At 45.9% G+C, this 15,196-nt stretch carries 12 protein-coding genes; 6 read left to right on the top strand and 6 right to left on the bottom strand.

Annotated features, from left to right (window positions below; genetic code table 11):
* Positions 1–34: 34 nt before the first annotated feature.
* Positions 35–1,021, bottom strand: coding sequence for a LacI family DNA-binding transcriptional regulator (locus AB4323_RS04810; protein ID WP_017067468.1), 987 nt, complete (start codon positions 1,019–1,021; stop codon positions 35–37).
* Positions 1,022–1,255: 234 nt separating this feature from the next.
* Here AB4323_RS04810 and AB4323_RS04815 point away from each other — a divergent pair, with 234 nt between their 5' ends.
* The 3 genes from AB4323_RS04815 to AB4323_RS04825 all read left to right on the top strand — a co-directional run bounded on the left by AB4323_RS04815 (position 1,256) and on the right by AB4323_RS04825 (position 5,292).
* On the top strand, positions 1,256–2,695 hold the full coding sequence (locus AB4323_RS04815; RefSeq protein ID WP_017064972.1) for a sucrose-specific PTS transporter subunit IIBC: 1,440 nt from the start codon (positions 1,256–1,258) through the stop codon (positions 2,693–2,695).
* Between the two features lie 195 nt (positions 2,696–2,890).
* Entirely contained in the window at positions 2,891–3,850 is a 960-nt protein-coding gene (locus tag AB4323_RS04820) for an aminoimidazole riboside kinase (RefSeq protein WP_017061624.1), read from the top strand.
* The gene (locus tag AB4323_RS04825; RefSeq protein ID WP_017064970.1) at positions 3,847–5,292 is read left to right on the top strand and encodes a sucrose-6-phosphate hydrolase; all 1,446 of its coding nucleotides are present in this window, start codon (positions 3,847–3,849) and stop codon (positions 5,290–5,292) included. Before AB4323_RS04820 ends, AB4323_RS04825 begins: the two co-directional genes overlap by 4 nt.
* Before the next feature lie 142 nt (positions 5,293–5,434).
* Here the strand turns inward: AB4323_RS04825 and AB4323_RS04830 are convergent, their stop codons facing one another.
* Positions 5,435–6,877 carry an N-acylglucosamine 2-epimerase gene (locus tag AB4323_RS04830; RefSeq protein ID WP_372151787.1) on the bottom strand — a complete coding sequence of 481 codons (1,443 nt, stop codon included), beginning with the start codon at positions 6,875–6,877 and terminating at the stop codon, positions 5,435–5,437.
* Between the two features lie 143 nt (positions 6,878–7,020).
* Positions 7,021–7,668 (bottom strand): glutathione S-transferase family protein, encoded by a 648-nt coding sequence (locus AB4323_RS04835; RefSeq protein WP_372073864.1) that lies wholly within the window; start codon positions 7,666–7,668, stop codon positions 7,021–7,023.
* 98 nt (positions 7,669–7,766) lie between these two features.
* Between AB4323_RS04835 and AB4323_RS04840 the strand changes: the two genes are divergently transcribed.
* Complete coding sequence (locus AB4323_RS04840; RefSeq protein ID WP_017067473.1) at positions 7,767–8,618, top strand: LysR family transcriptional regulator; 852 nt, start codon at positions 7,767–7,769, stop codon at positions 8,616–8,618.
* Between the two features lie 15 nt (positions 8,619–8,633).
* Here AB4323_RS04840 and AB4323_RS04845 read toward each other — a convergent pair whose 3' ends face one another.
* Entirely contained in the window at positions 8,634–10,424 is a 1,791-nt protein-coding gene (locus AB4323_RS04845; protein ID WP_017064966.1) for a sigma-54-dependent Fis family transcriptional regulator, read from the bottom strand.
* 327 nt (positions 10,425–10,751) lie between these two features.
* Between AB4323_RS04845 and AB4323_RS04850 the strand changes: the two genes are divergently transcribed.
* The gene (locus tag AB4323_RS04850; protein ID WP_017061629.1) at positions 10,752–12,272 is read left to right on the top strand and encodes an aldehyde dehydrogenase family protein; all 1,521 of its coding nucleotides are present in this window, start codon (positions 10,752–10,754) and stop codon (positions 12,270–12,272) included.
* A gap of 126 nt (positions 12,273–12,398) precedes the next feature.
* Here the strand turns inward: AB4323_RS04850 and AB4323_RS04855 are convergent, their stop codons facing one another.
* Both AB4323_RS04855 and AB4323_RS04860 read right to left on the bottom strand, forming a co-directional pair.
* Entirely contained in the window at positions 12,399–13,136 is a 738-nt protein-coding gene (locus AB4323_RS04855) for an NUDIX domain-containing protein (RefSeq protein WP_017071682.1), read from the bottom strand.
* A gap of 224 nt (positions 13,137–13,360) precedes the next feature.
* Positions 13,361–13,762 carry a hypothetical protein gene (locus AB4323_RS04860; RefSeq protein WP_017061631.1) on the bottom strand — a complete coding sequence of 134 codons (402 nt, stop codon included), beginning with the start codon at positions 13,760–13,762 and terminating at the stop codon, positions 13,361–13,363.
* A gap of 306 nt (positions 13,763–14,068) precedes the next feature.
* On the opposite strand from AB4323_RS04860, the gene AB4323_RS04865 reads away from it, so the two are divergent.
* Positions 14,069–15,151 carry an aminotransferase class I/II-fold pyridoxal phosphate-dependent enzyme gene (locus AB4323_RS04865; RefSeq protein WP_372151789.1) on the top strand — a complete coding sequence of 361 codons (1,083 nt, stop codon included), beginning with the start codon at positions 14,069–14,071 and terminating at the stop codon, positions 15,149–15,151.
* Positions 15,152–15,196: the final 45 nt, after the last annotated feature.

A 15,196-nucleotide genomic window follows, 5' to 3' on the forward strand; every position in this document is an offset into this window, starting at 1 on the left:
TATCTTGGGATAACCTGATCTCTGAAATAAATCGCTAGCAAGACTCTCGGTCAATAGTGGTGAAGGTCAACACCATCTTGCTCATTTCAAAGCCTTTTTTCTCAATACGGTCGAGTAGCAGCTTGGCTCCATTTTCTCCCGCTTTATCAAACGCATAGTTAAACGTAGACAGCGTTGGTGTGCATACTGAAGCAAGTTCATCATCACCCACGCCGAGTACCAAGACATCCTTTCCTGGAACGAGGCCCGCTTCTTGAATTGCTCTGATCGCACCGATTGCAATACGGTCAGTGGCACAGAATAGGCCGTCGAGCTTGGTGTGCTCCTTGAGATACTGCTTCGCCAGTTGGTAACCTGATTCTATGGTGAAGTCGCCACGGGCGTGAAATTGCAGTGTGAGGTCGTTAAATTGAAGCGATTGAGCGAAGCCTTCCGATCTCATCTTATCAACCGCAATATCATCACCTTGCACACCGATGAATCCCATATGCTTACAAGCTTTCGCTATGAGGCGATTACCCGCTTCAAACCCTACGCGAGTGTCGTCGTGCACAATGCTTGGGATGTTAAACATTGACCCGTCTTGACCAACCAATACCACGGGTACGGCAGAGCTTTGAATCGCTTTGACTAATTGGTTGTCGAGGTGGGTCGCGTACAGGATGATGCCTTCAACACGCTTCTGGTTAAATATCTGAATATATTCAAGTTCTTTATGGTGTGTTTGGTGTGTGCTCGCTAATAATACATGCTTGCCCGCTTGCTCTAAGACGGCGGTTAAACCATCGACACCCTGAGAGGTGGCATGGGAAGAAACCCTAGGAACAATCACGCCAACCAGGTTGGTTTTTTGGGACTTTAAGTCTTTAGCGACTTGGTTTGGGAGATAGCCACACTCTTCAACCGCTTTACGCACCTTCACCTTGGTCGCGTCTTTTACGCCATACTCATCATTGATTACTCTTGAAACCGTCGACTTGGAAACTCCAGCGAGACGAGCGACATCATGAAGACTAGCCATTATTCATTATCCAATTGTAATTTTAGTTTTGGGATTGTTTGCAAACAGAGTATCAAATTTACCTGTTATTAGGGGATTTTAACCCTGTCTTCTTATCCTAGGGAGATAATTTGAAGATCATTCTCACACTATTGAGCAGTTATCTTTGATCATTTGTTATTTCTAGGCAAAAATTTGTTTTGCAAACGTTCCCGAAAATTCAAAAGCTCAAATGATAATCCAATGGGGTATGTAATGAATTATCCAAAAATAGCAAAAGAGCTGCTTTCTCTATTAGGTGGTAAAAGTAATATCACCGCACTCGCACACTGCGCGACTCGTCTGCGTCTTGCGGTTGCAGACCAAGATAAAATTGATGAACAGGCGATTGATAACCTAGAAGGGGTTAAGGGCCAGTTTAAAGTGGCAGGTCAATATCAGATCATCTTTGGCTCAGGCATCGTAAACCAAGTTTATGCTGAGTTGGCTAAGCTGACTGAAATGACGGAAATGTCGACCAACGATGTGGCGTCTGCAGGTGCTGACAACCAAAATATCCTGCAACGCGCGGTGAAAGGCCTGTCTGATATTTTTGTACCAATCATTCCGGCGATTGTTGCTGGTGGTTTGTTGATGGGTATCTACAACCTATTGACGGCTCAAGGCTTATTCATTGATGGCAAATCTTTAATCGACGCTAATCCGGGTTTGACCGACTTAGCAAACATGATCAATACATTTGCTAATGCTCCTTTTGTGTACTTACCTATTTTATTAGCATTTTCAGCGAGTAAGAAGTTTGGTGGTAACCCATACCTTGGCGCGGCTTTAGGTATGTTGATGGTTCACCCAGACTTGCTTAACGGCTGGGGCTTCGGTGGCGCATCAGTGTCGGGCAGCATTCCGGTTTGGAACATTTTAGGTTTCGAAATCGAGAAAGTAGGCTATCAAGGTTCAGTACTACCCGTTCTTGTTTCTGCGTTTATTCTAGCGAAAGTTGAGCTTGGGCTGCGTAAAGTTATTCCTTCGGTTCTGGATAACTTGCTAACGCCGCTATTGGCGATTTTCATAACTGGTTTGTTAACATTCACGATTGTTGGTCCATTTACTCGTGATATCGGCTTCCTGCTTGGTGACGGCCTAAATTGGTTATACAACAGTGCTGGCTTCATTGGCGGTGCGGTGTTTGGTTTGATTTATGCGCCGTTTGTTATTACTGGTATGCACCATAGCTTTATTGCTATTGAAACTCAGCTGCTTGCGGATATCGCAACGACTGGCGGTACGTTCATCTTCCCTATCGCGGCGATGTCTAACGTGTCACAAGGTGCAGCGGCACTGGCGGTTGGTTTCATGAGTAAAGATAAGAAAATGAAAGGTATCGCGATTCCTTCTGGTGTGACTGGCTTGCTTGGTATTACTGAACCTGCAATGTTCGGTGTGAACTTGAAGCTTCGCTATCCATTCATTGCTGCGGTTTGTGCCGCTGCGATTTCAAGCGCGTTTATCACGATGTTCAATGTGAAAGCACAAGCACTGGGTGCGGCGGGTATTCCTGGCATCATCTCAATATCACCAGAAAAGATTGGCTACTACGTGGTAGGTATGATTATCGCGTTCGTGACTGCCTTTGCTCTGACCGTTGTTTTAGGTCTGCGCGAGCGCAGCAAGCAAAACATTAAAGCAACAGCTTAACGTTTCTCCCTAGAAGTGAAGCCCCCCTTTTCACTTCATTTCCTAAGCTTTGGGGTGCTAGCTAGGTGATTTGGCTTAGCTAGCCTTTTTATATTTTTACATGACAGCGTGAAGTGTCACCTTGCTTTTGGTTGCTACTGCTTTCGATTGCCATCGCTTTCGGTTGTCATGATTTTCAGTTTTAAGGTAAGAAAGATGAATCAAGTTTGGGTAACTGGAGACGCCGTCGTCGACCTCATTCCGGAGACTGACGCGACATTATTGAAATGTCCGGGCGGTGCGCCTGCTAATGTCGCGGTAGCGATTTCTCGCCTTTTAGGCAAAAGCGCATTTTTTGGCCGAGTGGGTAACGATCCGTTTGGCACTTTTATGGAAGTGACTCTGCAAAAGGAAGGTGTGAATACCGAGCGTTTGGTGAAGGACCCTGAACAACGCACGTCAACCGTGGTGGTCGATCTTGATGACCAAGGCGAGCGTAGCTTTACGTTTATGGTTAAGCCAAGTGCCGACCAGTTTATGTCTGTTGAAGACATTCCCGAATTTAAGAAAAACGAGTGGCTACACGTCTGCTCGATCTCTTTGGCTAATGAACCAAGCCGAAGCAGTACCTTCGAAGCGATCCGACGTATGAAAGCCGCGGGCGGTTACATCAGCTTCGATCCAAACCTTCGTGATGAAGTGTGGCAAAACCCATCTGAAATTAAGTCTGTGGTCATGAAAGCGGTTGAATTGGCTGATGTGGTTAAATTCTCAGAAGAAGAACTGGATTTCTTAACCGATTCAACTTCGATGGAACAAGGTTTGGCTAACATTGCAGATCTTAACAACACGCTTGTTCTGGTTACGCAGGGCGCGAAAGGCGTTTGGCGAGTATTTGAAAACCAAGGTGTGTTGATTTCAGGTCGCTCAGTGACGCCAGTGGATACCACGGGTGCAGGCGATGCTTTTGTTGGCGGTTTGCTTGCAAAGCTTTCTCAAGATGATGAGTGGAACAATCAACAAGTCGTCGATTCTGCAATTCAGTGGGCGAATGGGTGTGGTGCACTGGCGACCACGCAAAAAGGCGCAATGACCGCACTTCCAACGCAAGAAGCTCTTACTCAGTTTATTCAAAAAGACTCTTCAAATACGAATGCCGTAGAGGAGAGTGTATGAGTTTGAACTCGAACTGGACAGTAGAGCAAAGATATCGCCGTATAGAAGATATTTCTCTAGAGAGTATTGATGCGATGGTAGAGCTTCGCAAACAAGACTCTGGCTATCCAAGCTACCATATTGCGCCTAAGTTTGGTCTGCTTAATGATCCGAATGGTCTGTGTTTCTTTAATGGTGAACACCACCTATTTTACCAATGGACGCCAGTTGGCCCCGTCCATGGTATGAAGTACTGGTACCACCTTTCTACCAAAGACTTCGTTCATTTCGAAGACCACGGCATTGGCTTGCACCCAGACCAAGATTACGACTCTCACGGTGTTTACTCTGGTGGTGCATTGGTTGAAAACGACAATGCATTGTTGTTTTTTACAGGTAACAAGCGCGATGGAAATTGGTTGCGAGTGCCAACTCAATGTTTTGCCAAGATGTCTGCTGACGGCAAAATAGAAAAGCACGGCGTGGTTATCGAAAACGATCACTACACCGAACATTTCCGAGACCCAAAAGTGTGGAAACAGGGCGGCGATTATCTGATGGTTGTGGGTGCTCAAACGCCTCAAAATACTGGCTCTATGGCGCTATATTGCAGCCGAGACCTGATGAATTGGCAGCACAAAGGTCCAATTCAAACTCGTTACAACAACCTTGGCTATATGTGGGAATGCCCAGATTTCTTTGAAATAGAGAATCAGTCGGTGATGCTGTTTTCTCCACAAGGTGTGTCTAGCGAAAATCCATACGATTTCAAAAATATCTACTCGGTGGCTTATATCGTCGGTGACCGCCTAAATCTCGATTCGGTAGAACTGGAAAACCACCAAGATATTGCGCAACCAGATTATGGCTTCGATTTCTATGCACCACAGACTTATTTAGATGATACAGGCCGCCGTATTCTGATTGCTTGGATTGGTCTGCCTGAGATTAATACACCATCTAATGAGTATCAGTGGGCGGGCATGTTGTCGTTACCACGCGAACTTCAAATCCAAGATGGCTATCTTGTTCAGTCTGCTTTACCTGAATTGAAAGCGCTACAGGGTGAAGCTGTGGTGGTTGAAAATGCTCTTGAATTGGATACAACCAGCTTCATGGTTGAGCTCGAAACGGATACTGACGAGTTTGAGTTTACACTTACTAACGTTGCGGGTGATAACATCGTATTCAGTGCTACAGAAAAGGAGTTCATGCTTGATCGCAGTAAGATGTCTCAGCTCTACGCGGAAGAGTTTGGCTCAGTGAGAAAAGCACCGAGGTTGAGCACCAAGCAAATCATCGAGGTTTATGTTGATAAGTCAGTGATCGAAATCTTTATCAATGGCGGTAAGCACACAATGACCAGCCGTTTCTTCATTGATGACTTGAGTTCATTGTCGATGACTGGTGACGTGAACACCGTTTATCACTCGATGAACCCAATTAAAGGGTTGGACAACTAACCTCCGCTTATCTCCATCAAGAAAGCCGCTGATCAACAGCGGCTTTTGTTTGGTCTGCGACATCAGTATTGTGCTAACTCTTTGACCTTGTCCATTCCCCGTAGCCCTGAATCTCAAGTCCATTTAGAACAAACAACCAACGCTAAGGTCGAATGTTATTGAAACTGACCTTCTGCGTTCCGTCATCTTTATTCAATAGCTCCACCACATCGCCTTGATAGTAATACGGTTCCATTGGCATCTCGCTGTTGGTCGGCCTTGCGTAATGCAATACTGCTGGCTTCGCGTCAACTTGCTGTGCGTATAGATAGCCAATCAGCGCATGTTCAAACTGGTGATAACCGTTGCCCCAATGGAAAGCTTTGGTGCGTTTTGGCTCAAGCCCGACACCGCCGTATTTATGGTCGACCCATACATCATGAAAAGTGGGTAGGGTGTATTGCAGGACGTCTTTCATTGAATCATCGACAAGTGAAACCGTCATTGCTGCTTGATCAAGCTCCGCCCATTCCCATGATGAAGCCCAATTTGTGTTTGGTCTGCTTTGCCAGCCAGTTATCTCTTGTCCTTTCCACGCTTTCTGAAGTTCTTCGCCATAATATTGGGATACACTCACGAAATTTTTCTGATATTGCGCATGAACGAGAGTGTGTTTCATCCCTTTGATGCCAAACTCTTTCCATTCAGAGTTATTCAATGTTTGGCCTGTAAGGTAAGTCATCCAATACGCTTTGATGGTGTGCCCAAAATCGTTGTGATTAGCATTCGGCATCATCGCAGCTTTATCGTGAATAGCCCCGTAGAAGCGTTGTTCATCTTCAGAATGGTATTGGTCAATCATGGCTTGCGTGAGCCAGTTTAAGTCATCAAGCCATTTGGATTTGACGGGCTCTTTGAGCAGAGGAGCGACTAACAACAGGTAGCCGTTTATTTGATCAAGTTGCGCAACCAGTTCACGTCGTTTTGCACTGCCATCTTCACCGTCGGCGAGTACCCAAGCAAGACCGCTGTTGTCGCTAAGTCGATATTTATCAAAGATAAAAGCTTGTTGGGCGATGAGTGCTTCTTCTACCTTTTTGTCTTGGGTCAGGTAGTAGTACATGGCAAGGCCAACTAATGCATACGCTTGATCTTGAGAAGTACGCTGCTGCCAATTCTGGCCTACTTTTCCCTCTTTTGTGTAGCCGATAAAGCCGCCGTTTTGCTTATCTTCTAGCTGATCAATGATGTAGTAGGCTCCTTGCTTGGCAAGCGCTAAAGCCTGCTTATCGCCACTAAGGTGGTAGAGCACGCCATAGGCATAAGTTTGACGTGACTTCATCCGCGTAAACTCTTTGCCAAAGTGTGGCGTGATCCAGCCTTTGTTTAGTTCATGGCACACATCAGAAACATCGAGCAAGGTACCGTCATCACAGCGGAAAGTAGGGAAGTTTCCTACCGGTTCTCCTTGAGCGCTAGGCATTAACCAATAAGGTGCAAGCCCTTCAGTCGCATGGTTGAGCCACTCTTCTCCAGAAGGAAGATGGGCGTTGGCAGATACGGCGAAGCTAGTAATACTGAGTAATGCGATCGTTGCTCGTAACATGATGTTTATCTTAACTATTTGAATTTATTTGAATATAAACAATCACATCTGCACATTGTGATTAGGCGATCACAATCGACCAAATTAATAAGGTTTAGATAAAAGCTCACAGACTAGTGAGCTTTGGAAGGGTGTCTTGTATTTTATACTGGCTTGCCCGCCTCATCTTCTTCAACCACATCGGTTTCTAAGCTTGCCTCTGCCAGCCATTTTTGTATTGATGGACTGTTAAGCACACGTTGTTGATACTGCGATGCCTTTTCGGAAAGTTGTATTCCATAGGTTTCTACGCGCAATGCGACGGGTGCAAACATCGCATCGGCAATCGACCATTCACCAAATAACCATCCCTCTGGGTATTGTTCCATTTGTGCAGACCATATTGCATCAATACGAGCGATGTCTTTCAGTGCGTCTTCACTCAGTGTGAGCTTTCGTTGTGCGCGGCAGTTCATCGGCATTTCATTTCTGACGGCAAAGAACCCAGAGTGCATCTCGGCGGAAATTGCTCGGGCATGGGCGCGTTCTTTCACTGAGCTAGGCCACGCTGCACCGTCCAAATAGGCATCGTTAACGTATTCGAGAATCGCCAATGAATCCCACACCGCAACATTACCATCAACTAGGGTTGGAACCTTGGCCGTTGGCGTCACTTTCGCCAGAGTGTCGTAAAAATCAGAGGTGAATAGCTTGAGCTTGATGACTTCTGTACTCAGGTTGTAGTTGTCGAATATTAGCCATGCGCGCAGTGACCAAGTTGAGTAGTTCTGGTTTCCAATATAAAGCTGCATCGTTGCTTCCTTGCGTTTGGTGAGTATGCTTTTGAGCTTAGGGGATTGTATTGCGGAGCACTAACGGCTAATTTTGATGCAATACATTAATAAAAACGATGGGTGGTGATTTCAATATGGATATTGATGCTTTGCGAGGCTTTCTCGCGTTTGTGGAAACCAGTAGTTTCACTCGTGCAGCGAAACAGATAAATCGTACCCAATCGGCATTCAGTGCTCAGATGCGTAAGTTGGAAGAAGAACTCAACGTCACTCTTTTCCAGAAAGAAGGACGTAATTTAATACTGACTGAAGCTGGCTTAGCGCTGCGTTCTCATGCCGAACAGTTGGTCGCCCTCCACAACACCGCCCTCAAGCAAGTAAAGCGTTATGAAGACAAACAACCTCTGCGACTCGGCTGCCCTGAAGACTACAACGACACCATTCTTCCAAAAGTGATTCGCCTGTTACAGCAAGCAGAACCTACCTGTTCCATTCAAATATTTAGCCTACCAAGTATTAACCTCAGAGAGTGGTTAGATGATGGCCGTTTAGATGCGGCGATTGTCACCAGAGCGCCTGATAGTGAAGAGGGTTACTGGCTTACACATGATGTGGGTGTTTGGATAAGCAGCCCTGACTATGCATTCGATGAGTCTAAACCAGTCCCACTAGCCTTGTTTCAGACCGATTGTAAGTACCACGCAGCGGCAGTGAATGGCTTAACCAAGCAGGGCACGCCTTATCAGTTATTGGCGTGTAGCAATACCGCTTCAGCGCAGCGTGCAATCGTGAAAGCAGGATTAGCGATTGGTGCGATGGGTAAGCTAAGCGTGACTTCAGATTTGAAAATTCTTGATGATATGCCGCCGTTGCCTTCGGTCGATATTGTGCTGATCCTAGCGAGTAAGCATCACCCGGTATTGGATAAAGAAGTGCTCAATCAACTTGTGGAGCTGGGTTCTGAGTAGCTTAGGTTCATCTTCCTATTGGAGGATTCCCAAGCTTTTCAATTTTCGATAAATGGTATTGCGGCTGATACCGAGTATTCTCGAAGTCTTACTTATGTTGCCTTGGTTGGCTTGATAGGTTTGCAGCAAGGTTTCTTCAACGGTACTTCTTAAATCGTTATTAGCTGTACCTTTGGTGGTATTAGGAGGCGTGAGTTGATGCTGATTATCGTGTGCTAATGACGTGAGATGTTGAGCAAGGTGGCTGGGCACATGCTCGAGTGTGAGTTGGGGTTCATCACTTGCTAATAGAGCAGCAACCTTAAGTAAGTTGTCTAATTCGCGGATATTACCCGGCCAAGAATAGGCGCACAGTAAGCTCATCAAGTGCGGGCAGATTGTCTGTTCGTCTTCGGCGTATTTACGATGAATGTGCTCGATTAAAGCGTGCTTGTCTTGTCGGTGTTGTAGGCTTGGCAAGGTGAAGGCTAAGCCATTGAGTCTGTAATACAGGTCTTGCCTAAACTCACCTGTTGCGACTAACTGCTCGAGGTTTTTGTGAGTTGCAGCGATGATCTGACAATCGACTTGATAGCTTTGATTAGAACCAACTGGCACCACGGATTTGTCTTGCAGAACATGCAGTAGTCGGCACTGAGCTTCTAAAGGCATGTCGGCGATCTCATCTAGAAATAGAATCCCTTTATCTGCTTGACGGATCTTACCTTGGAAGCCCTTGTGGCTTGCTCCCGTAAAGGCGCCCGGCGCGTAACCAAACAGTTCAGATTCAATAAGGTCTTTAGGCAGCGCGCCACAATTTACCGCTACCAAGGGCGAAGACTTACGCTGGCTTTGCTTGTGCAGCGCTTTAACAAACTCGCCTTTGCCAACTCCTGTTTCTCCTAAGATCAACAAACTGATCCCTTTATCGATTACCTTGTTGGCTTGCTGCCAAGCGTGTTCGATTTGTTGCTCGCCATGGTGCAAATCACACGATGCTGAAATGGAGCGCGTGCGTTTGGTGGTTGGTTGTTTGAGGTGTTGTTTCTCAAATACAAAAGGCGTGTCTAATGAGGTTCGGTTGAAGAGGGTATCGATACTCTCACCGACGATCGAGGTTTGATCCAATAGTTGAGAGGCGACCTGATTGTGTGCCACCACCTCCCCAGCTTCATTGGCTATTACAATCCCTTGCCAACCACTGTGTAATAACGATTTCTCATATGCGAGGTCGATGCGAGTGGTGCCTTGTGGGATGTGGCTCAGTAGCTGGTTTTCAACAAGCTGAACCATATTTTGAACCAGTAGCTGCACCGAACTGTCGTGCTGTTGCTGCTCACTGGTAATGTCCAATACGCCAACCATGTTCCCTTGGTGATCAAACACAGGGCTTGCTGAACAGCTGATAAATCGATGCTGGTGGATGAAGTGCTGCTCACCAATGATGGTCACGGGTTTAGCTTCAACAATCGCGGTGCCAATCGCGTTGGTGCCCTTAAGTTGTTCCTGCCAACACGCTCCTGAGCTGAGTGCAATTGATGTCAGCTTCTCCTTAAACCGCTCCTGTCCCCAACTCGCCAGAATCACCCCTTCAATATCGGTCAGAATCAAACGACTGTCGGTACGAGCAAACATCTGATTAAACAAAGGCAGCGCATTGCGTTCGACGATGTGGATCAAGTCAGCCGATTGATGACGTCGCTGCTTAAGAATCGATTGTGGTAGGCGAATGTCTTCAGGAAGTCGTCTCTGTTTTAGACCCGCTTCTGTGCTGCGGTGCCAAGAGGACGAAAGCCAATCTGAGGTGTTTGCTTGTTGAAGGTGCATGACTGTTCCATGTCGTAACAGTGAGGGTGTACCAATTTGGAACAGTTGAACACTGGAGTGGTTTCCATACGTCCGTTCAATGCCAACTCACTTTGGGTTGTAAACGTTTGGTAATCATAGTTTTACAATTTATTAACAACAAGTTTTGAAGTTCTGGCGTGTGATTTGCGTTGTTACTGTTGTGAAGAAAACACGAAGTATCAGTGTTTTAAACAGAAAGCATAAACATGGGCGTCTCGCCATGAGTTCTTTTCTCAAGGGGAGCCGCCACAAAAATAAGACAGCTCTAGCTCAATAACGAATATCAAATCGAAGAAGGATCTAACTATGATTTACGCACAGCCGGGTAGTGACAACGCAGTGGTGAACTTTAAAGCTCAATACGATAACTTTATCGGTGGCGAGTGGGTGAAGCCTGTCAGCGGCGAGTATTTTGATAACACTTCCCCAGTGAATGGTCAGGTGTATTGCCAAGTGGCACGTTCAACAGAGGCAGACATTAGCTTGGCACTCGATGCGGCGCATGCGGCTCGTGCTAGTTGGGCTGCGACCAGTGTGACAGAACGTTCCAATATCCTACTTAAAATTTCCGATCGCATTGAAGCGCACCTAGAAGAAATCGCGGTGGCGGAGACGTGGGAAAACGGCAAGCCTGTGCGTGAAACTCTAGCGGCAGACATCCCGTTAGTTGTTGACCACTTCCGTTACTTTGCAGGCTGTATTCGGGCGCAAGAAGGCAGCGCAGCCGAGCTAGATTCAAACACCGCGAGCTACCACTTCCCAGAACCCATCGGTGTGGTGGGGCAGATCATTCCTTGGAACTTCCCGATTTTAATGGCGGCTTGGAAATTGGCGCCAGCACTGGCTGCGGGTTGCTGTGTTGTGATGAAGCCAGCGGAGCAAACACCGACATCGATCTTAGTGATGATGGAGAAGATCGCTGATCTTCTACCTGCAGGCGTAGTCAACATCGTCAATGGTTTTGGTAGTGAAGCGGGTCAAGCGTTAGCAACCAGCGATCGTTTGGCGAAATTGGCATTTACCGGTTCGACAGAAGTCGGCCACCACATCCTGAAATGTGCCGCTGAAAGCTTGATTCCATCAACGGTTGAGCTTGGCGGTAAGTCTCCAAACATCTACTTCCCAGACATCTTTAACCATGAAGACGAATACCTTGATAAGTGTGTCGAAGGCATGTTGCTGGCGTTCTTCAACCAAGGTGAAGTGTGTACCTGTCCATCACGTGTGCTGATCCATGAATCGGTGTACGACAAGTTCATCGCCAAGGTGGTCGAGCGTGCTCAAACTATTAAACAAGGTAACCCGCTAGATACTGATACTCAGGTTGGCGCACAAGCTTCAAAAGAGCAGTTCGATAAGATTCTGAGCTACCTAGAAATCGGTCGCCAAGAAGGCGCTAAAGTGCTGACAGGTGGCGAAGTTGCGCAGCAATCTGATGATCTCGGTAATGGTTATTACATCCAGCCAACCATGCTGGAAGGGCACAACAAGATGCGTGTATTCCAAGAGGAGATCTTCGGCCCTGTTATCGCGGTGACGACGTTTAAAGACGAAGCTGAAGCGCTAGAGATTGCCAACGATACCGAATATGGCTTGGGTGCAGGTGTATGGACGCGTGATGCAAACCTAGCGTATCGCATGGGTCGCAACATTGAAGCTGGACGTATTTGGGTGAACTGCTACCACGCTTATCCAGCTCATGCCGCGTTTGGTGGTTACAAGAAGTCGGGTATCGGCCGTGAGACACATAAGATGATGCTCGATCACTACCAAAATACTAAGAACCTGTTGATCAGCTACGATACTAACCCACTAGGATTTTTCTAAAATAGATAGGTTCTAGAACAGTCTATTAGGAAGTCACTAGCAACGAGATGGCTTAAACAATACAAGTAAAATGAAAAGCAAAACGCCAAGTTCTTATGAGCTTGGCGTTTTTATATTTGAATCGCTCTAGTTTTGCGAAAAGAAGATCTCGGGCTTGTGGACTGGGCCATAGTTGCCTTCTAACTGAGTGAGTTCTAATCCTTGTTTGCCTATCAAAGAGCCGACTAACTGGCGGTTGAACGGGTAGCTGTCGGGGTTGTTAATGTACTCTTCAACATCAATCCATTTAGCTTCTGCAATTTCATCTGTGTCTTGAATCGCAATCTCTTGAGTTTGAGCGATAAGGTGACAAACAAAGTAGAGGTTAGACTTTCCGAATTGATACGGGTGTCTCGTCGCCATGCCAACCACTGAAACGAACGTGGCTTCGATGCCAGTCTCTTCTAAGGTTTCTCGAACCACGGATTCTTCAATGCCTTCACCCAACTCAATATGACCGCCCGGTAATTTGTAGCCCGTCATGCCGTGTTCTTTAATCATCAGCACTTGGTTGTGTTCGTTAGTGATTAACGCGCCAGCACCCAAGGTGTGGGTCGGAATGAAAGGCACAAACTCTACAATCTCGGATTTGTGGATCAGCGTAATCTCGTCTTCTAAGCAGTTGTGAAACACAAAGCCAAGCTCAGTCGCCACCGGAATAAGGTGCGAGAGTGAAATAGGTAAGCTAATCCAAATGATGCCTTTGTTATTCTGCTTTGAAAATTCGGTGATCTCGCTGAGTTCGGCATTGAATGAGTCAACATCGTGAGGGGCTGTTGCTGGGTCAATGATGATGCCGTTAAATTTGTCGAGCGTAAATTCCACGGGTGATCCTTTATTATTTTGATTTATTGGGCGTCGAGCATGGTCTGAGCTTATCGTATCTAAAGAGCTTATAACACCTTGAGAGCAAGGGCAGCAGTGAATCAAAAGTAGGCAATGCAGTTTATGTCGAACGGGTCGGGATAAGTGGAGGGTGTTGCTAGAAACAAAAACTGCGCTTGGAAGCCAAAGCGCAGTTTTAAAATGAGGTTTATTGCAGTTCGATTTTAACGAATATAGTTCGCGTTAATACTCACGTACCAGTGTTGAAGCTTGCCATCAGATTTCTTGATCCACAAATCGTTGGTGTAGCTATCAATCTTGCCGTTAACCGTAAGGTTGAATGTGTTCTCGTCGAATTCGCCAAGCTTCACGAACTGGTCCGTGGTAATCAGGAATGGGTCCATGTCGTCTACACCAACCACATCTGAAATCACATAGTAGTGGTAAGTCAGCGGCTTGCTCGCATCATTCGGGTTGCTGCGATACGCAACAAGCTTGAATGGTTCCGTTAATGGAACGTCGAGCGTTTGCTTGTCCATGGTCGCTGGAATTGGAATAAACAGCCAAGCGGTAAACAGACCGCTCAATAAAACCATCAGGAAGAAAAGAGTCTTAATTGCTTTCATAGCAACCTTCAAAATATGGGGGATGTTAATGGGGCTATGGTAACTAGGGAGAGTAAAGATGCAAGCTCTGTTATTACCCTATCTTATCTCAGCTTAATCTAGCGCAAAGAAAGCGGTTCGGTTAACTCGAAATGTAAACACGAGTGCTTAACTCTTGATTATGGCTTAAGAGAATTCGTTATTTGAACCAATCTTGGTTTTTAACCAGTCTCTCGAAACAAGGCGAAGAACTGTCGCGAAATGACCTATATAGATAAAATTCAGTACGATAAGAATAGCGCATGAATATTTTTTGAGCGTTTTCTTATGCATTTAAATCCACGGTTAAGTGGCGAATACCATTCTTATGTCGATCACTCATTTCGTATCGATTGTTCACTTGGCTCCAATCCATTTGGCGCACCAGAAATTCCTGAACATGTGATCAAAGATATTATCTACGGTATTGATAAGTACTATTGCCACAGGGAGCTTTCGGAGCTGACTTATCTGACTCGCCAGTTTATTGGGATTGAAGATTGTCGTATTACGTACACCACGGGCTCTCTTGGGGCGCTAGAACTTATCTTCAATAAACTTATCGATCACAACAATCGCACCATGATAGGCATTGGCCCTCAGTTTGTTGAAGCAGTATCAGAGTTCACTTTGGTGGGCGGGAAGTACCAGTCCATCAACATGTTTGATTATCAAAACGAGTCGGATCTGTTCGGTGTGTTGGCATCAAAAATAAGCAGTCAAAATCCTGCCTTGGTGTATATCGATAATCCCAACAACCCAACGGGTCGAATCTACGACAGAGCTTATCTGGTCGAGATAGCGAGAGTATGTGAGCGTTGTGGCGCTATTTTGATTGTCGACGAGGCATATGGTGAATACCTGACCCCTGAGCAGTCTATGCTCGATCAGACCTTAGTCTTGGACAACTTAATAGTTTTACGAACCTTTTCTAAAGGTTTAGGGCTCGCTGGGATTCGACTCGGTTACTTAGCCAGCAGTGAAAACCTGACTTCTGCAATCGAAGCTGCGGTGAGTGTGTTTACGCCGACTTACCCCTCAATAAAAATCGCATCGGCGACCTTACCCAATGCAAAACACTTCTTAGAAATGAACCGCAGCAAAACTGAATACTTTAAGCAGCAAATGATCGGCTTGTTGTCTGAGAACAATATTGAGGTGGTTGGCACGTCAATATCGACGCCCATTATGTTGTTGAAAAAGAGAGGAACTCACCTTTCAAAGCTATTTGAGAGTATCGGTATTAAGACATGTTCGGGTGTCGATTTTGCTATTACGTGCGACGCGATGACTGAAGAGTATGTTCGATTACGAATTGTTGGCAATGATATAGATTTAGAAGCGTTAAAGCAGCGTATTAAGCAGTTATAAAAGCAACCGTTATAAAATCAGTAGGCATAAAAAAGGTTCATCGCG

Origin of the sequence: Vibrio sp. 10N.261.52.C11 (genome assembly GCF_041471405.1) — a bacterium.
Lineage (GTDB): Bacteria > Pseudomonadota > Gammaproteobacteria > Enterobacterales > Vibrionaceae > Vibrio > Vibrio crassostreae_C.